The sequence below is a fragment of the Pseudomonas mercuritolerans genome (assembly GCF_025706525.1).
In the GTDB taxonomy this organism is placed as follows: Bacteria; Pseudomonadota; Gammaproteobacteria; order Pseudomonadales; family Pseudomonadaceae; genus Aquipseudomonas; species Aquipseudomonas mercuritolerans.
In genome coordinates this window covers 93,397-116,989 of sequence record NZ_JAMSHA010000001.1, presented here as the reverse complement: position 1 = coordinate 116,989, position 23,593 = coordinate 93,397, and the positions used below count along the sequence as shown (strand labels likewise).

The following is a 23,593-nucleotide window of genomic DNA, read 5'->3' as shown; positions in this document are numbered from 1 at the left end:
TTTTTTACGGCTCGCCATGCAATCGGCAGCTACGAAAGCACTGGGCTGATTTCGGCGGATTTCGCTGAGTAGCTTGCCACTCGTGCCGAAATCCACTTGCGGCTGTAAGCCAGCACATGGTCTGCAGTGGCGGTGGGGAAGTGGATGAAGCCATGCGGACACTCCGGCAGCACGTACATCTCCACCGGCGCCGCGTGTTGCCAGCACTCGGCGATGAGCCGCGTGTCATCCAGCAGCGGATCGAGGTCGCCGGCAAACAGCAGCGCTGGTGGCAGTCCGCTGAAATCGCCGTACAGCGGCGACAGCGGTGGCTGGCGTCGTTGTTCGTCGCTGATGTCCGGCGTGAGCAGGCGCAACGCTTCGACCATGCCGGGGCCGTCGAGCACCAGAGTTTCGGCGGGCGCGGCGCGCACGCTGGGCGTGCCGGTCAGGTCGTAGACGCCGTAATACAGCAGCGCGCCGCAGATCCGTTGCAGCAGTTGCGGCGAAGATTTGAGCGCGAGCAGGGTGGCGGCCGCCAAATGCCCGCCGGCCGATTCACCGACGACGACTACGGGCAGTCCGGCAAATTCGCCATCGTTCAAGATGCCGCGAATGGCACGCAGGCAGTCTTCCAGCAAGCCCTCGATCGGCGTCGAAACGGCCAGCCGATAATCAACCGACACCACCGCCACGTCGCAGGTGTTGACGATGGCGATGTTGAAGTTGTCGTTCATCTGCGCATTGCCGATCACCCAGCCGCCACCATGGAAATCCAGCACCACGCCTTTGGCTTTGCCCTTGGGGCGAATGATGCGCACGGGCACCGTGTCGATGATCTTCCGTTCGGCGCTCAGCCCATGCTGGCGCAGCTTGCCGTCGCCGCCGAGCTGACCCGCCCGCAGCAACGCCTGAATCAACCTCGGGGTAAGGCGATTGCGAATCTTGAAACGCGGCAGCCAGGCGAGCTTTTTGTTGAACGCGCGAACCTGCGCCAGCTCGCGCTCGCCTTGTGGCCACGGAAAATCGCTCACAGGCGATTCTTCATCAGGATCGAGCAGTTCAGCGCCGCCGCAACGCACAGCCACGCCAGGTACGGGAACAGAATCAGCCCGGTGACTACGTCCAGTTGCAGTGCGAGCACGACCATCACCGCGACCACCACCCACAGCACCGCCAGAATCACCAGCGCCGCCAGCACCTGATGCGCGCCGAAGAACACCGGCGTCCACAGCGTGTTCAGGGCGATTTGCGCGGCCCACAAAGCCAGCACCGTTTGGCTGCCGGGGATCAGGCTCAAGCGATAACCGGCCCAGGCCAGCAGCAGGTAGATGATCGTCCACGCTACCGGGAAGGCCCAGTTGGGCGGGGTAAAGGAGGGTTTGGTCAGGGATTCGTACCACGGGCCGGGTTTGAACATCACGCCAGTGGTTGCCGCCGCCGCGCAGGCTAGAAGGAAGATGAAAAAGGTCATTGCCAGTCCTTAGCTGTGATCAGCTGTTATGGAGAGTTAAGAAGAGGACGCTTCGCTGCGCAAAAAGTTTGTTTGCAAACGCAAAATGGCAGTCAGGTTGAACTAAAAGCTGACCGTCGCGTCAGGATAAACACTGCCTTTTCCCACCGACGCGGACGACATCATGTACACCTATCACATCGAATACCGTTTCAATGGCGAGCCTCGTACTTATCTGCTCGAACTCAAGGAAGCGCAACTGGCCGAGCACGACGCGGCGATGCATCTGCTGGAACTGCATCTGGGCGATGCGGAAAACAGCCTGGTCATGCCCACGGCGGATTCGACGCCAGAACAGATTCTCGAGCAGGCCGAGCGGGTAGGGATTACACATATCCGGGTGGTCAGCCGGACCAATTGACCTTCACGGTCCATCGCATTCCAAGCCGCTGTCCCCGCCACTGCAATAACGATCCCGGCCGTGCTGCTTCGCCGCATAAAGCATCTTGTCGGCCGAATCGATCAGCATGGCGGGGCTCACCTCCTGTTCGGCGGGTTTGCCGACCGCAATACCCGCGCTGGCGGTGACGTGGCCCAGCGGATGAGCTCTGTGCTCGAGCCTCAAGGATCGAATGGCCTCGAGAATTTCCTCAGCGACAAGCGCTGCTCCACGAAGATCGGTATTGGGCAGCAACACGGAAAACTCCTCGCCGCCATAGCGCACGGCCAGATCTCCCGGTCTTTTTACCGCATGCGCAATCGCCTGGCCAACGGCGCTCAGGCAATCGTCACCTGCCGCGTGCCCATAGCTGTCGTTGTAGAGTTTGAAATGATCGACGTCGAGCATGATCAGCGAGATTGACGAACCTTGCCGTCTTGCCAGGCGAATCTCGTCAAGCAGTGCAGTGTCCAGCCGCCGACGGTTGGCCAGACCGGTCAGGCTGTCGGTCAGAGCCATGTCTTTCATGGCTTGGTGTGCCCGACGCAAATCCTTTTCCATCACCATTCGCTGGCGCAGTTGTCTCAAGACGATCAAGCCGAAGACCGTGAATGCGATGATTACCGACAACAGCACAAACCCGGTTTTGATCAGATCCCAGCGCCACGGCGCGATGATCGATTCGCGCGAAAGTCCGGTTTCCACCACCAGTGGGTACGTGCTCAGCGCGCGGTAGCCATACAAGCGCTCGGTGCCGTCGACGATGGCTTTCACCTCGGCGATCCCTTGGTTGGAAATGGGCAGGTAGTTCTTGAACACCTCACTGTCGGCGAGGCTCTGACCGATTACTGAAGCGATGAAGGGGCGACGCACGAGAATGGTTCCGTTGCGCAACGCCAGTACCAGCGCGCCCTTGTCGTCGATCTTGAAATCGCCGTAATAGTCGACGAAATAACTGACCTTGATCGTCCCCAGCAGCACGCCGGCGAAGGAGCCGTCCGGGTTATTCAAGCGGCGGGAAATCGGGATGATAAGGTCGTCGGTGGATTTGCTTGTGACGACATCTCCGATGCGCACGTTGCGATCGGTGTGAGTGCGGTGATACTGGAAGTAATCGCGGTCGGCGTTGTTCGCCGGGTCCGGTATGTTTTCCTTGTCGGTGACGATCCAGTGCCCGTCCGGGCCGTAGATGAACAGCCCATGCAGCTGCGGCATCAACTTGGCTTGCTGGACCAGCAACTTGTGGATGCGTGGTACGTCGATGTTTTGCAAGCCGTCACCTTCAACGCGCTCGCCCAGGGCGGCGGTCAATACGTCCACTTGGCGGATAGCGTCCTCGGCATGCTGCGCGGTTGCGCGAGCGAGGTTGGTGACCGAATCGCGCGCCGACGAGAAGGCCGCATGATAGTCACGCCAGGTGCGCCATCCTTCCACACCGAGAAACGCCAGAATGACCGTCAGCAGGAAAATCACGGTCAGGCGGAAGGCAGCGATATCACTTGCCGCTTTGATGGGAGCCGTTTCTGCGGCGTCATGCCCCTTGGTTTCGGGCATTTTACGACCGAGCATTCAAAGATCCTTATGCTTGTCATCTCTCATCTACTGAAAGATGACCATCCTTTTCCACTGGGGATTCAATTTATTGGCATGGTCAGGCGGCGGCCATTGGATCGTTCAAAGTCATGCCCGGTCAACATCTGTAATTGAAGCGCGCCCTGAGGTGAGACTTGTGAGTGAAATCATCACCGCCGGTGACTTGAACATCGACCTGCAAAACGCCAACGAAACCGGCCTGTTCAAATGGCTGCTGGCGAGTTTTCTGATGGGCAAAAGGATTCAGGGCGCGATCGCAGCGAAGGCGTATCAAGTCATAGTAGAGCAGCATCAAAAAGACACGCCGCAAAAGCTCGCGCAGTGCACACACCGTCAATTGGTGTCGATGCTGGGGCAGGCGCGTTACGTTCGTTACGATGAAAGCACGGCGTCGCGATTACTCGCGCTGGCCAACAAGCTCAACAGCGAGTACGCCGGTAAGGTCACTAATATCGTGGCGGCGAGCGCGGATCGTAAGGCGCTGGAGAAGCGCCTGTCCGAATTCGAGGGGATCGGGCCGAAGACCGTTGAGATCTTCATGAGAGAAGCGGCTGCGGTGCTGTTTTGAAGGCCCGATAGCAAACCAAGGCTCACATCGCAAAGAAGGTTCCCGCCAGTTCGCTCATCAGGATCAGCGTTCCGCCGGCGAATATCGCACAGCCCAGCAGAAACTGGAGTCCCGGGGCTACGCTCAGGCTTGAGGGGAAGCTCAGGTTTTTATCAGTTCTCATGTCGCGCTCCTGTTACCGATGAAAACTTTCAGCCACATCGATGGAACGGTTGCGCTGCGCCAATACGCGCTTGGCGACCACCGGCATCGTGGGCAAGGCGTCGTCGACGGCTGGATGTTCGTCCGCTGGCGGGACAGCAGTCTCCTCAGCGAAATTATTCGGCAGCAGGGTGCCCAGGCCAAAAACATTCACCGCCATGCTGACTTTCAATCCCCGACAGGCCTGTTTGCAGTCCAGCTCAAAACCGGCGTATGCGTGCTCCATCAAACGTTGAAAATGTTCAGAGGTCAGTGCCGAGACTTTGCTGTTTTTCATGTTGATCACCTTGAGCAAGTGGCGACCCCGATCCGGGGTCGCCGGACGGGGTTCAGACATCTTTGCCTTGCACGTAACCGGAGCCCAGATCAGCACCGGTCACCGGCTCGCTGAGTGGGTCAGACGCCGTGCGGATCTTCATGGCTTCCAGGACCTCTGCGTCGTCAGCAGGGAGGCTGACGGTCGCCAGACCGTCACCGCCATCTACTGCCGGCTCTGGAGTTTCCACATATTCCCAAACGCCGCCCTCGTTCCATGGACCACGAACGTTGGGCTCGCCAGACATGTTGAAGTACTTGTTGGTGAACTCAGGCATGCCCGGCAGTTTGCCCTGCGGGAAGTTTGGCTGGATCGAGTGCAGGGCTTTTTCGAAGGACTGTTGATGGGCGATTTCCCGCGTCATCAAAAAGCCCAGCGCCTCTTTGACGCCCGGATCATCGGTGATGTTGATCAAGCGTTCGTAGAGAATTTTCGCCCGCGCTTCGGCTGCGATGTTGGAGCGGAAGTCGGCGGTCGGCTCTGTGATCGAGTCAACGTAGGCCGCCGTCCACGGCACACCAGCCGAATTGACCAGAGGCGCGCCGGCACCATAAAGCAGGCTGGTGATGTGCGAGTCATTGCCGGCGCCATTCAGCGCGCGGTACAGCTCACCTTCCTCTTGAACGCCCTCTGCCAGTTGGCCCTTGGCGCCTTTGTTGAGCATGACGATGATCGAGCCGACCACCTCAAGGTGACTCAACTCTTCGGTGGCAATGTCCAGCAGAAGGTCTTTGCGCCCCGGATCTTCCTCGGCCAAGGCTTGGGTGAAATAGCGCGCTGCCGCCGCCAGTTCGCCATTGGCGCCCCCGAATTGTTCCAAAAGCAGATTGGCCAGACCCGGGTTGGGCTCGGCCACGCGAACGGTGTACTGAAGTCGCTTGTTATGTATGAACATTCAAATTTTCCTCAGACCAGGCTATCGCGCAGTCACCCTTGTGGGCGTTGGCGCATGCATAGTTTGTGAGGAGGGCGCGCAGCAGAAATTTCGTTTTTTGCCAAGTGACAGGACGGGCGGCAGAGGGCGGAAAGTTCCGTAAACAGGACGGTTGGCTTAGCCACGTACCTCGACCAATGTGGAGCGAGCCTGCTCGCGAATGCGGTACGTCAGCCACCGATTTGGCGGCTGATCCAGCGCTTTCGCGAGCAGGCTCGCTCCCACCTTGGTTCGTTTGCAATCAAGCGATTTTAAGCGCCCTCAGCACAGGCAGTGTTTGCTCGGCAAACACCTCCGCCTGTGCGGTCAGCGCGGCGATGTTGGCTTCAGCGGTGAGCAGCGGCTGGCCATTGTCGACCAGCACTTCACCTTGTTCGCTGATCACCCCCCACGCCAGTTGCGCCCATTCGGCCGGCTGCTGTTTGCCCTGTTTGATCGAGATCAGGAACAACTGCTGGAAGCGGCTGACCGTCACGCCACCACCGGTGACCGGGCTGGCCAAGGTCTGGATGTTGGCGCCGTACAGTGAGCGTTTGCACAGTTGCAGATTGAGCGCGGCGCAGCGACCGCTGACCTGCGACTCGGCGGCCTCGCTCTGGCACGGAGCGACAGCGCCCATACCGATCAGCACGGCCAGGGCTTGTTCGAGGTCGTCGTAAGCCATTGCAGTCTCGGAGAGCAATTGGCGCATTGATTTGGCCGCATAGTTCTGCGCCGCCAAGGCATCGAGCACCGGGCCGTAGATTTCCGCTTGCAGGGTCGCTTCGCCGGCAGGACCGGTGACCGAGCCCGCCACGGTTTCCCAGGCTTGCAGCAACGCGAAACGGCTGTGCAGCATTCTCGCCCGGCGTTCGGCAGCGGACAGGCGCGTCGCGCCACGCACGTACAGGTCGCGGCGGAAGTGCTGGTTGACGAAGTAGTCCCGTGCTTGCTCGCGCATGATCGGGTGTTCGATGGTTTCCAGGAAGTCCATGCCTTCGGCGCTCAGGTTGAGCGGGTCGACCGAGTCCAGCGGCACTGCCGTGGTGGCGTAGTCAAGCTTGGCCGGGGCCAACGCGTCGACCATGTCGGCGAAGTACATGCAGTTCCAGTCGCGGTTGAAATATTCGTGGGCGACGTAGTGACGATCCTGGCCCTTGATGCTCTGTAGCCGCGCGCCCAGGCTCGGCGCCGCCGCGGCATACTTCGGATTGGCCGCGAGCAACGCTTCGGAAAACTCCAGTGCGGCGTCGATGCGCTCATCGGAGCGCGCCGAGGCATTGGCGAAACGGTCATGCAGGCTGAACAGATTGCGCAGCGGCGCCGACGGCGACCAGCCGGGGAAGCAGTTGTAGCTGACGTAGAGCATGCCGCCCGGTTTCAGGTGACGGCGGGCGAATTCGACGATCAGTTTCTGATTGTCGCGGCTGACCCAGGTCCAGATGCCATGCAGGCTGATGCTGTCGAACTGCGGCAGATCATTGCGCGCCAGCAGTTGTTCGAAGCTGTCGTCATACAGACGCGCGCCATTGTTGGCGGCAGTCGCGAGGTCGATGGCATGGGCCGCCATACCCGGGTGAAAGTCCGTACCGACAAACGAACCCGGGTTGGCGGTGGCGTGGATGTTGATCGACACGCCCTGACCGAAACCCAGTTCGCAGTGCACGCCGTCGTTGCTTTCCAGCGTGGCGAACCCGCGCAACAACAGGCAGTAACGCAGGAACACCGGATTGATCTCCCGGCTATAGCTGTAGGTGTAGCCTTCGTCGGTGAAATAACCTTCGTTCCAGGCGTTGCTCATGGGTACAGCCTCTTGTTCTTGAAAGTGATGGCAGTCTTATAAGGGGTTGTGATTGCGCGCGACAAGTAGAAAAACCGGATACTTTCCCACGTCCACTGTAATACCCCTGTGGGAGCGAGCCTGCTCGCGAAAGCTTTTTTCCATTTTCAATCGAGTCGCCTGACACACCGATTTCGCGAGCAGGCTCGCTCCCACAGGGATCCTCAACAATTTCGAGATTTGTGGACCGATCACGCACCCCACGGCCCATTCGCGCAGGCATTTTGTCGCCAGCCGAAACTGTCATATTCCCTCCCACTCGTCTGCCCATAGTGACCAGCCCAACGCTGATTTCATGAGGCTGCACTGTGTTCCAACGTCTTCTGTGTTCGCTGTCCGTTCTGAGCCTGTCCATCGCCGCTGCCCACGCGGCCGAGCCTGTCATCCTTGATACGCCGCGCTTGTCCGGCATCGACAACTTTCGCGACATCGCCGGCATCACCACCGCGTACTCCACCGCCCACGACGGCTTTATGCGCAGCGGCGTGTTCTACCGCTCCAACGCATTGACGCCGTCGGCGGCGGATCTGGCGACACTCAATGGGCTCGGCATCAAAGCCATTTACGACTTGCGCACGCCCAGCGAAATTGCCGCTACGCCCGACACGATGATCACGGGCGCGGCCTATCGCAATATCGACATCATTGGCAGCACCACCTCGGGTGCGAACATCACCAATATCTCGTTCCACAGCGCCGCCGAAGCGGTGGCAATGATGGAGGAAACCAACCGCGCTTTCGTCAGCGATGCCGGCATGCGCGGGCAGTTCGGCCAGTTGTTCAATGAGCTGGCCAGTGTCGACGCTGCGCAGCTGTTCCACTGCACCGCCGGCAAGGATCGCACCGGCTGGACCGCCGCCGTGTTGCAGAGCATCGCTGGCGTCGATGAGGCGACGATCATGGCCAATTATCTGGCGACCAACGACTACACCGCCGCCCGTGTCGCCGCGACCCTGAAAGCGCTGCCGCCGAGCATGGCCGCTGTCTACGGGCCGCTGCTCGGGGTGCAGGCCAGTTACCTGCAGGCCGGTCTCGACCAGGTCGCCGCTGAGTACGGCAGCATGGACAACTACCTCAAGCAGGGCCTCGGTCTGTCCCAGGAAACCATTTACGTACTGCGCGGCAAACTGGTCGAGTACAACAGCTTGCCGGGGCAGGCCGGGCTGGTCGGCAACGCCGCCGCTGGTGCCGAATTGCTGCGGCAGTTGCAGAACTCCGAGCTGTCCGGCACCTACAGCGCCTACAACGACTACCTGCAATCGGCGATCGACGCCGGCACTCTGGGCGGTGTCGAATCGCAGGTCGGCGGTCAGGTCTACGCCGATGCGGCCAGCTACCTGCTACGGCAGAACGCGATGATCGAACAAGCCGCCGCGCCGTTCGCCAGCGGCAGCGATTTGAAGGTCGGCCAATACCGCCTCTGGAGCACCGCGCTCGCCAGCTACGTCGGCACCGACGGCTCAGCCCACGCCGATAGCAGCAACGAGCACAGCCAGGGCTTGATGCTCGGCATCACCCAGCGCTTCAGCGAACAACTCAGCGCGCGCGGCAGCTTTGGCTACAGCAAGGGCAGCGTGGGCGGCGCGGGTGGCGAGGCCGATACGGACTTCACCTTCCTCAACCTCGGTGTGCGTTACGGCCTCACCAGCCTTGAGCGCGGGATGTTTGTCGATGCCAACGCCAGCGCCGGTTATGTCGACTACGACAGCAAACGCGAGCTTGGCGGTGGCCTCGGCACAGCTAAAGGCGACAGCCATGGCAACCTCACCGGCGCGACCCTGGCGCTGGGTTATCGCGCACCGCTCAACGGCGTGACTCTCGAACCGAGCCTGGGCTTTCGCGTCAGTCATCTCGACTTGCAAGGTTTCAAAGAGAAGGGCAGTGAGCTGGCGCTGGACGTAGATGGCATCGAGCAGACCCGACGCAGCGCCGTGGCCAACCTCGACGTGTCATTCGCCCCGATGGCGATGGGTGCGTGGCAGTTGGTGCCGGGCGTGCGCGTGGGCTACGAGCGGGCGCTGGGCGATCAGCAAGTCGACAGCGAAGGCCACCTGCTGGGGCTGGATATCGAGCAGCGCGCGGCGTTCGACAATCGCGACCAGTTCAGCGGCGGCGTTAATCTGATGGCCAACCTCGGCGCCCTGAGTGTAGGCGCTGAGGTCGGCGCCAACGGTGGCGGTGACAGCCATGGTTTCAATGGCGGACTCAAGGCCAGTTACGCGTTTTGAACACAGCGAGCCCGGCAAATTGCCGGGCTCTTGCGCTCAAGCATGCTGCGCACGCGAAGGTTGCGGTGTGCGTGCCGGCTGCACGCTGGGTTCGGGCAGCGAGGCGACATGCACGGTGCGCGCCGGGAAGGCGAACGTCGCGTCCAGTTCGGCCACCGCTTCCATGATTGCCAGATTGATGCGTTGCTGCACGTCCATGTAGACGTTGTAGCTGGCGTCCAGAACGATATATACCGTCTCGAATTCCAGCGCGCTCTCACCAAAACTGCGGAAATGGCAACGGTCGAAGCGTGCCTGTTTTTCGTTCTTGATGATGCTTTCAACGCGTTGAGTGATCTGGCGGATCTGTTCGCTGGTGCACTCGTAAGTCAGACGAAACTCGAACACCACCCGACGTTCCTGCAAGCGCTTGTAGTTCTGGATGGTGCTGCCGATCATGTCGGCGTTGGCCATGACAATCTGCTCACCGCCGAGACTGCGGATGCGCGTGGTCTTCAGACCGACGTGCTCCACCGTACCGGCCAGCGTGCCGACGACGATGAAATCACCCACCTCAAACGGCTTGTCGACGGCAATCGACAGCGAGGCGAACACGTCGCCGAGAATGTTCTGCACCGCCAGCGCCACCGCGATACCGCCGACACCCAGGCTGGCGACGAACGCAGTGATGTTGACGCCCAGGTTCGACAGCATCGCAAGCAGAATAACCGCCCACAGCAACACCTTGACGCCCCACAGGCTCAGGGTCGCCAGGGCGCTCGCCTGAAAAGTGCCGGTCGCGTTATGCCGCGAGAAATACCGATGCAACCCCAGCGCCAGCGCGCGGTTGGTCCACAGGCCGACCTGCAACGCCGCCACCACGAACCATAAACTGCTGACCCGCCCGAGCCAGCGCTCCGGCAAATCCAGCAAGCCGATGCCGACCAGAATCGATGCCAACAGCAGCAACGTGGTGCTGGTCGCCGCCAGTACTTCGCTGGCCATGTACGTCAGATGCCCATTGCCGGCAGTGGCCCGCGCCTGCACCTTGCGGAACACGAAACGGATAGCCGTGGTGGTCAGCAGATAACTGAGTGTCGCGGCGAGGAACGCCAGCACCCAGTTCGCCAGTGAAATGCCTAAAATCGTGTGAGCCGTGAAAAAGCCGATGAAATCCTCGGTCATGGAAACCCCCTTTTCGCCAAGTGACCTGTCTGGGGTTAGTCGCCCTGAGATTCCTGCTGTTCAATCAAATGCAGGTTTCGCCGGACCGAATGGTCAACGCCTGGCCTTCAACTCCGCTGGGCTTACGCCGTAAGCACTTTGAAAATACTGACAAAAGCGCCCGACATTGCTGAAGCCGAAACGCAACGCCACCTCCGTCACAGAGCCTGCATGCCCTCGCGCCAACGCCTCATACGCCCGCTGCAAACGCACCTGCCGCTGATACGCCACGATCGACATCCCGACAAAACGTCGAAAGCCTTCCTGCAAGGCGCGCTGGCTGACATGACTCAACCGCGCCAGATCCACGCCACTGACCAACTGCTGCGGATGCGCCTGAATAAACTCCATCGCCACCTTCACATGACGCGGCGCCACACACGGTGCCGGCCCCCGTAAAGCCTCAGTGAAATTGTGCGGCCACGCCTCCAGCACCGCATCGATCAACATCTCGCGTAAGCGCGACGGCATCAGCGTGCCGCTGTTGATCAAGGCATCGAACTCAGTGCCCGTGGCCAGATCAATCAACGCCTTGAGGCCCTGAAATGCCGGGGTATTCAGATCCACGCTTGGCTCAAACACGATCTTCTGCACGACCGGTTTCTCCAGCAGCGCCGACAACCGCTCGGTGAGCTGAAGACGATCGATCGAAATGCCGTGATGGGCGTGATCATCAATAAAGCGCATCGAACGGATATCCGCTTTGTCGATCGCCAGACCGATGTGCGCCATGCCAATGGATTCAGTGACGTGGTTGAAAACGATCTTGCCGGCGGTGGGGATGACGAAAGTGATTTCGTTCTGCGGATCGGGGAGGGCGACGCTGAAGTCGCCGTGGTAATGCATACGCCGAAAACTCACCCCGTCGTGCCGCCCGTAGACCCCGCCGATGATGATGTTGGAAGGTGGCGGCGGAGTATCGGCGTAGCGGTTGCCGAAGAGCCTGGAGAACAGGGCGCCGAAGTCGGAAGAGGTGAGGTTGTCGGAGCGCAGGATGATTTTTTGGCGGGGTGGGGAGGTGGCGGTGATGGGCGGCATTTTGGAATGCGGGCTCTTGGGGCGATGGCAGAGACTGGTAGAGCCTAGGGAACAGGCGTGACGGTTCAGTGACAGGACTGGAACCATGGACTGCTTTCAGGCAAAAGCAGACAGTCAATACTTGCACTTGTATATTCTCGGCAGACGGATCACCACGACCGAACAGACTCGGGAACGTACGCATTCATGGATAGGAAAAAAGGCCAACCAGACAGCACTGACTGGGTCATCCGCAGTGTTCAACCAGGAGGAATCGAGCGTATTGAAGCGTGGTTCGGCAGCCACGGCTACGATCCTCATCGACATGACACCTACTCCATCGGCCGCACGTTGGCGGGCGTCCAGAGCTTTCACTATGTAGGCTCGTTGCGCCACGGTATCCCCGGCAATACGCTCGTGCTTCATCCAGTATGGCCGGGACTGATGCAGGCTTTCGTTATCGGATGGCTTACATTGATCCGGCAATGATTCAAAACATCCTGGGTGGCGAGCCCTTGCCTTTTATCACGGGGGGGCTTTCAAACGACCCACGGCTGTTCCATGCCAGTGAAACATTTGTGCAAGCAGTGGATCATCCGCTGGAAGCATTGGAGCAACAGGACGCGCTGTATGACTTGGCAATGGCGTTGCGTGCCGTCGCGGGCAAGCCGCGCGGGCGCAAGCGCCTGGATTACCGCGCAGCCGAGCGTGCCAGAGCGTTCATCCTGGAACACTTGGATTCATGCATCACGCTGGAGATGCTCGAGTGTGCCAGCGGGCGCGAACGCTGGAGCCTGTCACGCGACTTCAGAACGCTTTACGGTACGAGTCCTTACCGATTTGTCACCCTGCGCCGCCTGGACCGGTTCCGCTCATTGGTGGTTGAAGGTTTTACCCTGGTCGATGCAGCGCTCGTCGCGGGGTTTCACGATCAAAGTCATATGACGCGACATTTCACCCGCTGTTACGGCATCCCGCCCATGCGCTGGCTGGAACGATTGCGCGCCGCACGCTGAGTTGCAGGATCGTACAAGAGACCCTATTCCTTGCTCTATAGGCTGGCGACTTCAACCACAGAGGATTCGTCATGGCAGAGCTCCGTCATCAATATTCATCAGTTCCTGTAAACCTGGCACATAAGGCTTCGCTGATCGAACAACAATGGAGTCCCAGGGTTGTGGCAGAGATGAATGACTACCAGTTCAAGGTTGTGCGAATCGAAGGCGAATTCATCTGGCACTCGCATCCTGAGACCGATGAAGCATTTCTTGTTTTGGAAGGCACCTTGCGCATTGATCTGCTGGAAGGCTGCGTCTATGTGAATCCAGGTGAACTCTATGTGGTACCCCGCGGCGTGGAACATCGCACGGCTGCCCAAGGTGAAGCCAAGCTGATGATGATCGAGCCGCGAGGCATCTTGAACACGGGGCATGAAGATGGCGAAAGAACGGCTTTGAACGACGTCTGGATATAATCCAACGCACATCCTGTGCAATGTCTGCGCAGAGTTGCAATTGCTGACCTGACCAGCAGCTATGAGTTAAAAGCGGGTTCTGACTTCTCATGCAAAGATTGTTATGAGAAAGGACCATGGACTTGATTATCGATTTGATAGGTCATCGGATTGGCGTGTTCGTGTTGGACTTAATGAATGACGGCCGTTTCAAGGTAGAGAGTGGTTTAGCATGGGGTTGGGCAGTTGTCGTCGGCGGACTGATTCTGTTATCTCCATTCGCAGCATTCTGGGGTTAAATCTGCAAGTACGAATTAGCCCCGTTATGCAGCTCATCAAATCACAGCGCAGGCGATTGACTGTTCTGTTTCCAAGCCCTGGGAGTCACACCTTCGGTTTGCACAAATGTTCGACTGAAGTGAGACTGATCAAAGAAACCACATTCTAGTGCGATCTCTGCAACCAACAATCTTGACGTCTGAAGCAGCTGCTTGCCCCGTAGAATCCTTTGCTCTCGCATCCATTCTTTGGGTGAGACGAGAGTGCTTTTTTTGAACTGACGAGTGAAATGGCTGCGCGACAGCGCACACGCCTGTGCGATAGCTGCCACGGAGATATGTGCGTCCAGGTTATCGAGCATCAGCTGCTTGGCGCGCTGGATCTGCCAGGGTTTCAATTGTCCGGTTTGTTTAGCCGGATCCTTTTGTGAGGACGCGCATGTTTCCTTGTTCATCCTGATTCCTTTTTCCCATTAGCCGGTTGATCAGCTCAATCCAGCGGTCAGTCGATGGGAAAAATCTAACGGAAGGCGCGACGGGATGGGGGCGCAATTTTGCGCTACTGGAGGCGCAAAAATGCACATTCCCAGTCGCGTTCCCGATGCTAGCCTTTGCCTCCCGACAACTCGAATCGACATCATTCGATTCGTCATCTGCAAGGAGAAAGCAATGGCTGCCTCACAACCGCACGGCAAAAACACCGCTTACTGGGGAGTCTCATGGGAGGAGGGCTACGGCTATCCCCAGGCCAGAAAAGTCGGAAACGAGATCTATATCTCGGGTCAGTTCAACCACGATGAGGAGGGTAATCTCGTTGCTCCCGCGCCCCTGAATAGCGAGGGTAAACCCAGCGATTTCTCGTCGATAGGAGAGCAAATGCGCGCCTCCTACGACAATATCGCCAAGCTGCTCGCGCTCTATGGAGCAACCCTTGATGATGTCGTCGAAGAAACGCTGTACGTATTGGATATGGACGCGGCATTCGCCGTCGTAGGTGATGTGCGCAAAGCCGCATATCGCACTGAGCGGCCACAGTGCGCGAGCAATATCATCGGTGTATCCAGGTTGGCTCAACGTTCACAGCTGATTGAAATTGTCTGCAAAGCTGTCATCGGATCTCGCGCCGACTAAGAGACGCTCCCGGTTTCGCCCTGCGCAACCGGGAGATCCAATTGCCCTTCGATCAAAGGCTTTTGATGCGCTACGGCTGCTGCACAAAAAGTCATGAATGCTTTGACTCTCCATGACTTTCGAATGTCCTGATGCGTAAGCAGCCAGAGCTCGTCCTGTAGTTCGCGCACAACTGGCCCTACGCGTGTTAACCCAGGCGTAATGTCTCCCAGCATGCACGGAAGAAAGCCGTAACCAAGTCCTGCCGCAATGGCGACGCTCGCGGCCGCGACGGAGTCCGTACGATAAGAAATACAGTCGGCGCCGATTCTGTCTTCGACGTAGCTTTTGGCCTTCAGTCCACATAATCCTGCGGAATACGACACCCATCGCTGGCCTTCTGCGAAGGGGGTAGTAGTCGCGTGTTTTATGCTGCCATAAGGCGCCCATGCGATCGAAGCGAGCTTGCGCCCGACGAGACTTTCGGCAGGTTTTTTGGTCGCTCTTACCGCTACGTCAGATTCATCGCGGGCGAGACTTAACGTCTCGTTGCCGACCAGCACCTCGATGGCAATTCCTTCATTAAGCGCCTTGAAGTCGGCGATGATCGGCGTGAGGAAATACAAAAGCAGGGAGTCGCTGGTAGTGATCCGAAGCTTTCCCTGTGGCCCTTGACCTGCCCGAGAAACCCGACGTGTAACGCTGACGATATCAAGCTCGACGCGTTCGGCGAGCGCCCTTAACTCGATGCCTTCTGGCGTGAGCATGTACCCAGAGCGACGGTGGTCAAATAGGGCGACCCCAAGTGTCTTTTCCACTTGAGCCACGCGACGCGATACGGTGGATACATTGATCCCCAACCGTTTCGCTGTCGTGGCTCTATTACCGCATTCGCTTAGCGTTTTGATGATTCGCAAGTCGTCCCAAGAAAGCTGACTTACAGCATCGCTTAAATTCTGGGTGACGCCGGTTGGTACGGGCGGAGTGGTTAAAGCTTTTTTTGATGACGGTTTCACGCCAAGCATCCCAAACTTAGATTGCTCATCATACGAAATGGCTGGAGGTGAACCAAGAAATCGCGTGCACAAGCAGACTTTGCCCAAGCATTCTGATTGAACAAGGTGTCAGTCGGTGGGGTGGCGAAGGTCGGATTTTTGCTATTGGCCGATTTCGGCCCAAAGCGGTCATCCTTTGTGCAAGAGGTGTTTGGGATCTGGGCCAGGAAAAATCGATGTTATGAAAGCGGGCATAACGGACGCGCCTATGAAGATGGATGCCATTGGCCGAAGACGTACTCTCGCCAAAATTGGTTTCACTCATAAGCAAACTGATCAATCAACCCCAGACGAGGAACACGTGTGTGGGGCCGCAACAAAGCGCCAGGAGCAATCACAGCGTTTGCGCCAATCTTGCAGCCGTCACCCACCAGCGCTCCGAATTTGCTGACGCCTGTTTCGATCACCTGATTTTCGTGGCGGATCTTGATATCGGCTCCGTCCAGTTCGTTCCGGTAGTTGGCGATGATCGCGCCGGCTTCAATATTTACCGCTTCGCCAATCAATGAGTCGCCGACGAAGTTGAAGTGGGCAAGCTTGCTGCCATCGAGCATGAACGTACTTTTCAGCTCACAGCTGGGGCCAACGATGCAGTTTCTGCCCAGGTAAACGCCTCCACGGAGGTAAGCGCCCGCTGCTACGAAACAGCCCGAGCCGATGATGATTGCGCCTTTGAGAACGGCGCCTTGCTCAACGATGGCGGTTTCATGAATCGCACAATAGTCGTGGCGCCGGTATCCCGGGCCGAGCGTTTCAAGCAATTCCAGAATCCGGCTCTCGCAATCCTGAACCACCGCCCAAGGGGCAGCGGAGTCCACGCCCAGTAATGGCCATTGAGCGATGTAGTCTTCAATTTTTGGCGATTTCATAAGAGTCTTCCGAATAAGTGGGGCGTGGGTGGAATGTCGACGACTTGAACGACTCGCTATGCCTGCCAGTCGTACCTGTACAAGCATTTTCAAGGTGCGGCGCAATGGATAAGACAATCACCGTGGATCAACTGGCAACCACTGATCTTGGATCAATCAACGAGATATGGCTCGGCGGGACCCATACCCAGTTATGCCTATGGCGTGCTGAACAAGTCTTTACCCACGAAATGCTCAGCGAGGGGACGCATGATCAGAATGTTCGACGCCTGTGCTTGCAGTTGGTTGACCCTGACGATCGAGAGGCAGTGGCACGTGTTGAGGCGGTAGCGCGCGAACGACTCGAAGAAATGGGCAAGCAGGGCGAGTTTTACCCGGCCGAGGCGGCGGACACTCGTCAATAGTCACTGGGCATCTGATGAAAAGCGCTGCTGCTTAAGCAGCGCCTCAAGCGGGCTCCTCAACCCTGCGTACATCCCCCAACGAATCACGCTGCATTGACTGCAAATTCTTTTCGATGGTTTCGCACAGCGCTTCCATTTGAATCTGGTGTTCGCTGTGGCGAAACGGGCTTTGCAGATCGGTGCCGATGCGCTCGATGGCCAGCAGCATGAACCCGACCACAGTCGACGCCAGCGGCGTGAACCAGCCGAGGGATTCCACCAGACCTATCGGGACGATCAGGCAGAACAGCGAAATGAACAGCCGTGGGAAATACACATAAGGGTAGGGCAGCGGGGTATTGGCGATCCGCTCCATGCCGCCTTGGCTGTTGGACAAGTCCACGAGCGTCGACTCAAGCCGCGCCAGACGAATACTGTCCAGATGCCCAGCCTTGTATTCGCGAGCGAGCAAAGTCGCCGAGCCGGTGAGGATATCGTTGGCAAAGTTATTGGTCGTGCCACTGCGGGCGAATTCTTCGGCGGGAATAAAGACCCGTACCTCGTCGGGACACGGCTGGCCTTGCAGATGCGCGGCGAGGCAATTTACGTAAGCGACGTGGCGGCGCAGCAGCGTGGATTTGACCGGGTTAACCTCGCCACCAGCGTCGTCCAGCAGCGTCAGCACCTGCCGGGCGAAGCTGCGGGAATTGTTGATCATCGACCCCCACAGAGTCCGCGCTTCCCACCAGCGGTTGTAAGCGCTGCTGTTGCGAAAACTGATCAACACGATCAACGCCGAACCGAGCAAGGTCAGCGGCATCAACGGCAGGTTCAGTTTGGCGTTGAGAAACAGCATGAAGTCGACGGTGACGGCGATGTCCCAGAGCAGCAACCAGAACAAAGACCAGCCCACGTAGCCGAGGGTCTTGATGATCAGACGGTATTTTTTGACGATGGCAGCTTTCAAACGGAAACCTCGTGGCGAGCAGTTTGCTTAAACGCTTAAGCTCGGACGATGCCTGGCACCGGCAGTTCCCTGGTGGAGCGGTCAGCCGTCAGTCAGTCTGTAAAGTCTGGCCCTGTGCATGGCGAATGCTTTCAAGAAATATCTTCGTCTCTCGATTCGACCGCAGATGAACCACCCGGCAAGCCGATGGCGCCGTTGACACGAATTGGCGCATTTTGGCTCGCGAGGTTTTTCTCGTCCGCCACATGAACTTTAGAAACTCCGGCAGATTCGCCAGCTGTTCGGGGCAGTTTTCCGGCAAGTCAGGCCGAGACTGACCGTGGTTGAGCAGCGTTCTACGCAGGACGCGCAAGAATCGAAGCGGTGGCGAACGATCGATCCAGATCAGCAGATCTGCACGGGCGATGCGATTTTCCCAAGTGGTTGAATGGCCACCTTCGAATATCCAGCGATCACGCGCCTCGACCTCCAGGCAAAGTCGGGTCTTCTCATCCGGGCTTCGCTCGATCCAGCCTGGCTGCCAATGGATCGTGTCGATATGCACGACCGGCAACCCCGTGCGCTCACCAAGCCTGCGCGCCAACGTACTTTTGCCAGACCCAGGCTGACCAACAATCATCACCCGTTGCATCGAAGCTCCTTCTCGCTCTGCAAGCTGATTTTTTGGGCGGGCGATTCTACGGCAATGCCTGTCTCAGTCAATGACCGATGAACGCTAGGCGGGGTTTTGCCGCGCCGCCGACAAACTGGCTCGGCGGTCCGCCCGCTCGCCGAGCCGCCATCCCAGCAGCCCCCACAGCAGTGCGCACAACGCGCCGACCAGCGCTGACATGCCTGCACCTTGGCCGAGGGCGTCCAGCGCGCTTTTCGCCCAGGCACTGATGGCATCGCCGGCGCGGTAGACCACGGTGTCGATGAAGTTCTTTGCCTTGTACTTGCTTTCGGCATCGAGCGGGGCAAACAGCATCTCTCGGCCTGGGCGCACGAAGGCGTACTCACCGATGCGGCGCACGATCATCAGCGCGGCGATCAGGCCAAAGCCGGGGGCGAAGATCAGCCCGATAAACCCCGCACACATGACCAGCGGCACCATGGCCAACAGCACGCCGACACCGAGCCTTTGGGCGAGGCGTCCGGTGATGAACAGCTGACAGAGCAGGGCGCCCGCCTGCACGACAAAGTCGATGATGCCGAACACGCGCACCTGCGCCTCGCGGTCCGGGAAGTGTTCGGCGACGACGCGTGCCTGCTCGAAGTAAAGGAAGGTGGAGACTGTCGCCAGCAGCACCACAAAGCCGCAGATGCCGAGCAGATAGGATGATTTCAAAACGGCCGTCATACCGCTGAACGGATTGCCCGGCAACGGCCTGCGAGGGCTTTCGCTCGGCGCGGCATCGGGGCGTCCTGCGCCACCCCGTTCACGCCAGCGCATCAGCTGGCGCTTGAACCACATCGCAGCGGCCAGCAGAACAGCGGCCAGCAGCATCAGGCCGGACTCGCCCAGCGGACCGATCAGCAAGGCGCTCAGCGCAGGGCCACTCAGGCCGCCGACGCTGGCGCCCGCCGCGATGAACGCGAACAAACGTTTGGCCTGGGCACTGTCGAAGACATCGGCCATCAGGCTCCAGGCGACCGATACGACAAACAGGTTGTAGACCGATATCCACACGTAAAACACGCGCGCCAGCCAAGGGCTTTCCTCGCCCAGGAACAAGGCGGCGAACAACAGCAGATTGGTGCAGAAGAATCCGTACACCCAGTCCACGAAATGCAGGCGCGGCACGCGTGCGCTGAGCCAGGCGAACAGCGGAACGGCCGCCAGCATGACCAGGAAGGTCGCGGTGAACAGCCACTGCAAGTTCTCGACGCCGGCAGTGATGCCCATCGATTCGCGGATCGGACGGAGCATGAAATAGCCGGCGAACAGGCAAAAGAACAGCAGAAAACCGTTGAGCGCAGGGCGCAGCTCGTGAGCCTCGGCATTGATGATGGCGCCGGCGCGGTGGGCAAGAAGAGACATATCCATGTTGCGCTCCTGTGGGAGTGGCGGGGCAACGGCACGGGGCCTGCCCGTGCCGGGCGGTCAGCGGTAGGTGACGCCGGTCAGTCGCTCGGAGAGTTGCCACAGTGTGGCCGAATTCGAGCGATCGGCAGCGGCCGGCGGCATCTTGGCGAAGCCCAGCGGCCCGCGCTTTTCGTTATCTCCGGTGGGGCCATAGTAGGCGCCGCCAACCGCCTCAAGCGCCGTCGCTGCATACAGCGTGGGCAGCGCGCCCTGCGCTGCGGAATGATACAGGTCCCGCTCTACTGCCCATTGTTTGCCGAATTCACTGTCCAGGCCAGGCCCCCGGGCGATGAGCTCGGTCACGGCGACGCCGGGGTGCGCGGCGATGCTGCGTATACCCCAGCCGGCGGCATCGCTGCGCTGCTGCAGCTCAATACTCCACTTTAGAACCGCCAGTTTCGATTGGCTGTAGCTGGCGAAAGGGTCGTAACTGCGCTCAGCCTGCAGGTCATCGAAGTTCAGGCTTGCGCGCCCGGCGGCGATGCTCGACAGGCTGACCACCCGAGCATCGTCGCTTTTGCGTAGCAGGGGCATCAGCAGGCCGGTCAAGGCGAAATGCCCCAGATAATTGGTCGCCAGTTGCATCTCGTAGCCATCGGCGGAAACGCCTCGAACAGGCGGCGACATGATCGCGGCATTGTTGATCAGCACGTCGAGCCTCGGCAGGCGCCCTTGCAGACGGTTGGCGAGGTCGCGCACCGATTGCAGATTGGCAAGGTCCAGCGTTTCGAATTGCACGCGCGCCTCGGGCACGGCTTGCTTGATGTTGGCGATCGCCTCGCGGCCGCGCTCGGCGTTGCGTGCGGCGATGATCACCTCGGCACCGGCGCGCGTCAGGGCCAGCGCGTCTTCATAGCCCATGCCGCTGGTTCCCCCGGTCACCAGCACGATGCGACCTTTCTGGCTGGGCATGTCGTGGGTTGACCAGTCCGGCTTCGGCTCCGTTCGGGAAGTCGCCTGCGCAGCCAGTGTGCCGGCCATCGCGGAAATGGCGAACAGCATTCGGGTGGCTTTGAGAAGGCGTTGGGTCGCGGTATTGCTCGGCGTAGCGGGTGAATGGCTCATCGGGGGATTCTCATTCGCGTGACAGGTTCCCGCTCGGCGGGGCGAGTGAGCAGTATCGGTGTACGAGTGCCCGAGGATAAGTCGGGCATTGGTGGATGGCCCGTACGGTATGGCGTACAGTCAGCCGCTTGCGGAGGAAGCGTCCATGCGTAAACCAAACCTTACCGATGTGTCGATATTTGCTGCGGTGGTCGAGGCGGGGGGATTTCGTGCTGCCGCGCAAAAGCGCGGTTTGTCCGCCTCGTCGCTGAGCGACTGCATGCGTCGGCTGGAAAGCGACCTGGGCGTGCGCCTGCTCAATCGAACCACGCGCAGCGTCACGCCGACGGCAGCCGGCGAACGATTGCTCAAGCGGCTGCGCCCGGCCTTGCAAGAAATCGACGCCGCTTTCAACGATCTCGACGACGACGCTCAGCGCCCGGTCGGCACGCTGAAGCTCAATGTGCCGGTGCCGGTGGCACGTTTTCTGTTGCCCGACCTGCTGGCGCGTTTTCTGCGCCTTTATCCAGGAGTCAGTGTCGAAGTCGTCATGGACAACACCTTCGTCGACGTCAACGCTGGCGGGTATGACGCCGGCGTGCGCTATGAAGAAAGCCTGGCGAAAGACATGATCGCCGTGCCCATCGGCCCGCGTCGCCAACGCTTCGTTGCAGCGGCCGCCCCGGGCTATCTGGCTGAACGCGGTACGCCCACTCACCCCGAAGAACTGCCGGGCCATGACCTGCTCGGCCATCGCTTCGAGAGTGGCAAAGTCGGCGTATTCGAGTTCCATCGAGACGGCCGTGTCGTGCGTATCCCGCCTCAGGGGCAACTGCTGACGTCGTCGCACGATCTGAAAATTCGCTCGGCCATCAACGGGCTGGGCATCGTCTATACCTTCGAGGACTTTCTGCGCGAGCCGCTCTCCGATGGTCGACTGGTGCCGATACTCGAGGACTGGTGGCAGGCCTTCGACGGCCCGTTTCTTTACTACCACGGCCGCCGTCACATGCCTTCGCCGCTGAGGGCGTTTGTGGATTTTTTGCGGGGGGAAGGGCAGCCGGCAGAGAACTCAGGCGTTGTCAGCACCGTGTCGTAAGGCCTGCACCAATCGTTGGACGACGTGGGCTTCAACGGCACCTTCATTGGCTCCCATCTCGAAACCCGCGCAACAGGCTGATGCGTTGCCATCGCAGACTCGGTAAACGGCAATGACGCTGCCGGGTCCGCAACCTGTGTGTCCGCTCAGGATCAATCCGCCCTCAATCGAACCCTGCATCAAACCAAGGCCGTACCCCGGAGCGATCCATGGGCGTCCTGGAATCGGGCCGCCCAAGGGTTTTGCTGTCTGCATTGCCTGGAGCAACGTCGAGGGAAGGAGTTGGCCGGCGAGGAGTCGATCCAGCAATAACGCTGCTTGGGAGAGGGGACCAATCAGCAAGCCGTGATAAACCCAGGCGGGGTCGTAGTTCAACGTATTTCCACCTTGGCATTCCTTCAAATCGGCCCGCGTTTTAGCAAAGCGAACGCTAGAAAGGCCTAAGGGGGTCAAAACGCGTCGGCGGATGGCCTCTTCAAGCGTCAGCTCAGTGAGCTGTTCAATGAGTCTCACGACGAAAAGGTAACCAACATTCGAGTAACGCCATCCGGTGCCAGGGCGGTATCGAAGTCGCGCACCCTCAAGACGTTGCATCATTTCAATCACCGGCCATGCGTCCTCATTGCCAGCGACGGCGTCGTGATACTCAGCCAGCTCGCCATAATCGGCGAGGCCTGACTCATGCCGCAGCAACTGACGCAGCGTAAAAGGCTGGTTGAGAACTGGCTCGTCCAGTTCGATCAGACCGTCACGTACCAACGAAAGGGCGGTCGCTGCCAACACTGTTTTGGTAAAGCTCCACCATGGGGCTATGGGGGCTGGACGGTCGAACTCGTGAGCCTGGCCATTCATTACAAGTAAGCTGGGCATTGGCTTTCCTGGGGTTTTTGACGAAGCGAGGGCTCGACACGATAGCTTGTCTGGACGGGTTATGGGGCTGTCGGGGTTTTTTGATTTTCCAGGATCTTCACCGTTATCCATTTGCATTGCCTGCCAGCAAGGTGCGCATTGCGACGGGCAGCAATCGGCCAAAAGCGGACGCTCAACGCACTTTTTTCCAACCCAAAGCGGTCGTCATCATGTTCAAGTATTATTGCGCCGATGCTCGGACTGTTCATAGGTAGGTTGATGCATGGCCAGAAGCGTTAGGCTTCAACAAAAACTTCATTCAAAGTATCTGATTGAGGTAGCGGGAGAGGTGGTGCTTGATGACTGCCTTGTTGAAAAGCTATGGGCGCTCAACAGAGGTGACAGGTTTGAGTTGAATTCACGATCCTTCGGTTTTGGACCTGTTCAAAAATACCGCTTGGAATACGCGATAACGAGAGGCCCCATTCCTGGGCATTGGCTCTACAAAGAATTTGACCCAAAGGAACTGACATTATTTTTTACGGCAAAAGACTTTGCCGGCATTTGTCATGGCTGGACCTTGTTTGACGAGTGACCATTCACGGTTCGCTGCCTGGGAGGCAGCTTCTGGCCAATAGCCGTGATTAAGCGACCAGCGTAATCTTTCGGCC

At 59.0% G+C, this 23,593-nt stretch carries 25 protein-coding genes and 1 pseudogene; 9 read left to right on the top strand and 17 right to left on the bottom strand.

Features of this window, described 5'->3' with window-relative positions:
- Positions 1-29 precede the first annotated feature (29 nt).
- On the bottom strand, positions 30-1,013 hold the full coding sequence (locus ND528_RS00490) for an alpha/beta hydrolase (protein WP_263469327.1): 984 nt from the start codon (positions 1,011-1,013) through the stop codon (positions 30-32).
- Entirely contained in the window at positions 1,010-1,453 is a 444-nt protein-coding gene (gene tspO / locus ND528_RS00485) for a tryptophan-rich sensory protein TspO (protein ID WP_041480509.1), read from the bottom strand. Before tspO ends, ND528_RS00490 begins: the two co-directional genes overlap by 4 nt.
- A gap of 163 nt (positions 1,454-1,616) precedes the next feature.
- On the opposite strand from tspO, the gene ND528_RS00480 reads away from it, so the two are divergent.
- Entirely contained in the window at positions 1,617-1,853 is a 237-nt protein-coding gene (locus ND528_RS00480; protein ID WP_016774354.1) for a hypothetical protein, read from the top strand.
- A 3-nt stretch (positions 1,854-1,856) separates the two neighbouring features.
- On the opposite strand, the gene ND528_RS00475 is transcribed toward ND528_RS00480, so the two are convergent.
- Entirely contained in the window at positions 1,857-3,440 is a 1,584-nt protein-coding gene (locus tag ND528_RS00475) for a sensor domain-containing diguanylate cyclase (RefSeq protein WP_263469326.1), read from the bottom strand.
- Positions 3,441-3,600: 160 nt separating this feature from the next.
- Between ND528_RS00475 and ND528_RS00470 the strand changes: the two genes are divergently transcribed.
- Complete coding sequence (locus tag ND528_RS00470) at positions 3,601-4,032, top strand: HhH-GDP family DNA glycosylase (RefSeq protein ID WP_212616293.1); 432 nt, start codon at positions 3,601-3,603, stop codon at positions 4,030-4,032.
- Positions 4,033-4,054: 22 nt separating this feature from the next.
- Here the strand turns inward: ND528_RS00470 and ND528_RS00465 are convergent, their stop codons facing one another.
- The 4 genes from ND528_RS00465 to ND528_RS00450 form a co-directional block, all read right to left on the bottom strand.
- Entirely contained in the window at positions 4,055-4,195 is a 141-nt protein-coding gene (locus tag ND528_RS00465; RefSeq protein ID WP_156089134.1) for a hypothetical protein, read from the bottom strand.
- A gap of 12 nt (positions 4,196-4,207) precedes the next feature.
- Positions 4,208-4,570 (bottom strand): hypothetical protein, encoded by a 363-nt coding sequence (locus ND528_RS00460; RefSeq protein ID WP_263469325.1) that lies wholly within the window; start codon positions 4,568-4,570, stop codon positions 4,208-4,210.
- Entirely contained in the window at positions 4,563-5,444 is an 882-nt protein-coding gene (locus ND528_RS00455; RefSeq protein WP_110599202.1) for a manganese catalase family protein, read from the bottom strand. Before ND528_RS00455 ends, ND528_RS00460 begins: the two co-directional genes overlap by 8 nt.
- A 280-nt stretch (positions 5,445-5,724) precedes the next feature.
- Complete coding sequence (locus ND528_RS00450; RefSeq protein WP_263469324.1) at positions 5,725-7,263, bottom strand: class I SAM-dependent methyltransferase; 1,539 nt, start codon at positions 7,261-7,263, stop codon at positions 5,725-5,727.
- 347 nt (positions 7,264-7,610) lie between these two features.
- Between ND528_RS00450 and ND528_RS00445 the strand changes: the two genes are divergently transcribed.
- Positions 7,611-9,530 (top strand): tyrosine-protein phosphatase, encoded by a 1,920-nt coding sequence (locus tag ND528_RS00445; protein WP_263469323.1) that lies wholly within the window; start codon positions 7,611-7,613, stop codon positions 9,528-9,530.
- A gap of 36 nt (positions 9,531-9,566) precedes the next feature.
- On the opposite strand, the gene ND528_RS00440 is transcribed toward ND528_RS00445, so the two are convergent.
- Positions 9,567-10,694: a mechanosensitive ion channel family protein gene (locus tag ND528_RS00440; RefSeq protein ID WP_263469322.1), complete on the bottom strand. Its 1,128-nt coding sequence runs from the start codon at positions 10,692-10,694 to the stop codon at positions 9,567-9,569.
- Between the two features lie 93 nt (positions 10,695-10,787).
- Complete coding sequence (locus ND528_RS00435; RefSeq protein ID WP_263469321.1) at positions 10,788-11,771, bottom strand: helix-turn-helix transcriptional regulator; 984 nt, start codon at positions 11,769-11,771, stop codon at positions 10,788-10,790.
- Positions 11,772-11,957: 186 nt separating this feature from the next.
- On the opposite strand from ND528_RS00435, the pseudogene ND528_RS00430 reads away from it, so the two are divergent.
- Positions 11,958-12,766: pseudogene (locus ND528_RS00430) on the top strand (AraC family transcriptional regulator).
- 71 nt (positions 12,767-12,837) lie between these two features.
- Positions 12,838-13,224 (top strand): cupin domain-containing protein, encoded by a 387-nt coding sequence (locus tag ND528_RS00425; protein ID WP_125926132.1) that lies wholly within the window; start codon positions 12,838-12,840, stop codon positions 13,222-13,224.
- Positions 13,225-13,543: 319 nt separating this feature from the next.
- Here the strand turns inward: ND528_RS00425 and ND528_RS00420 are convergent, their stop codons facing one another.
- The gene (locus ND528_RS00420) at positions 13,544-13,936 is read right to left on the bottom strand and encodes a helix-turn-helix domain-containing protein (protein ID WP_039758866.1); all 393 of its coding nucleotides are present in this window, start codon (positions 13,934-13,936) and stop codon (positions 13,544-13,546) included.
- Positions 13,937-14,150: 214 nt separating this feature from the next.
- Between ND528_RS00420 and ND528_RS00415 the strand changes: the two genes are divergently transcribed.
- Positions 14,151-14,612, top strand: a complete 462-nt coding sequence (locus tag ND528_RS00415) for a Rid family hydrolase (RefSeq protein WP_039759017.1) — start codon at positions 14,151-14,153, stop codon at positions 14,610-14,612.
- Here ND528_RS00415 and ND528_RS00410 read toward each other — a convergent pair.
- Positions 14,609-15,616: a LysR family transcriptional regulator gene (locus ND528_RS00410; RefSeq protein WP_130910151.1), complete on the bottom strand. Its 1,008-nt coding sequence runs from the start codon at positions 15,614-15,616 to the stop codon at positions 14,609-14,611. The two genes, ND528_RS00415 and ND528_RS00410, sit on opposite strands and share 4 nt — an antisense overlap.
- Before the next feature lie 287 nt (positions 15,617-15,903).
- On the bottom strand, positions 15,904-16,515 hold the full coding sequence (locus ND528_RS00405; RefSeq protein WP_263469320.1) for an LbetaH domain-containing protein: 612 nt from the start codon (positions 16,513-16,515) through the stop codon (positions 15,904-15,906).
- Between the two features lie 104 nt (positions 16,516-16,619).
- On the opposite strand from ND528_RS00405, the gene ND528_RS00400 reads away from it, so the two are divergent.
- On the top strand, positions 16,620-16,919 hold the full coding sequence (locus ND528_RS00400; protein ID WP_073475000.1) for a hypothetical protein: 300 nt from the start codon (positions 16,620-16,622) through the stop codon (positions 16,917-16,919).
- A 43-nt stretch (positions 16,920-16,962) separates the two neighbouring features.
- On the opposite strand, the gene ND528_RS00395 is transcribed toward ND528_RS00400, so the two are convergent.
- The 4 genes from ND528_RS00395 to ND528_RS00380 all read right to left on the bottom strand — a co-directional run bounded on the left by ND528_RS00395 (position 16,963) and on the right by ND528_RS00380 (position 20,995).
- On the bottom strand, positions 16,963-17,865 hold the full coding sequence (locus tag ND528_RS00395) for a bestrophin family protein (protein WP_263469319.1): 903 nt from the start codon (positions 17,863-17,865) through the stop codon (positions 16,963-16,965).
- A gap of 88 nt (positions 17,866-17,953) precedes the next feature.
- Positions 17,954-18,496 carry an AAA family ATPase gene (locus tag ND528_RS00390; protein WP_130899697.1) on the bottom strand — a complete coding sequence of 181 codons (543 nt, stop codon included), beginning with the start codon at positions 18,494-18,496 and terminating at the stop codon, positions 17,954-17,956.
- A gap of 84 nt (positions 18,497-18,580) precedes the next feature.
- Positions 18,581-19,891 carry an NTP/NDP exchange transporter gene (locus ND528_RS00385; protein WP_263469318.1) on the bottom strand — a complete coding sequence of 437 codons (1,311 nt, stop codon included), beginning with the start codon at positions 19,889-19,891 and terminating at the stop codon, positions 18,581-18,583.
- A gap of 57 nt (positions 19,892-19,948) precedes the next feature.
- Positions 19,949-20,995: an SDR family oxidoreductase gene (locus ND528_RS00380; RefSeq protein WP_130910135.1), complete on the bottom strand. Its 1,047-nt coding sequence runs from the start codon at positions 20,993-20,995 to the stop codon at positions 19,949-19,951.
- 145 nt (positions 20,996-21,140) lie between these two features.
- On the opposite strand from ND528_RS00380, the gene ND528_RS00375 reads away from it, so the two are divergent.
- Positions 21,141-22,073 (top strand): LysR family transcriptional regulator, encoded by a 933-nt coding sequence (locus ND528_RS00375; RefSeq protein WP_263469317.1) that lies wholly within the window; start codon positions 21,141-21,143, stop codon positions 22,071-22,073.
- Here the strand turns inward: ND528_RS00375 and ND528_RS00370 are convergent.
- Positions 22,047-22,943 (bottom strand): serine hydrolase domain-containing protein, encoded by an 897-nt coding sequence (locus tag ND528_RS00370; RefSeq protein WP_130910150.1) that lies wholly within the window; start codon positions 22,941-22,943, stop codon positions 22,047-22,049. The genes ND528_RS00375 and ND528_RS00370 overlap by 27 nt on opposite strands.
- Positions 22,944-23,205: 262 nt before the next feature.
- On the opposite strand from ND528_RS00370, the gene ND528_RS00365 reads away from it, so the two are divergent.
- Positions 23,206-23,517: a hypothetical protein gene (locus tag ND528_RS00365; RefSeq protein ID WP_125916036.1), complete on the top strand. Its 312-nt coding sequence runs from the start codon at positions 23,206-23,208 to the stop codon at positions 23,515-23,517.
- The last annotated feature ends 76 nt before the right edge of the window (positions 23,518-23,593 follow it).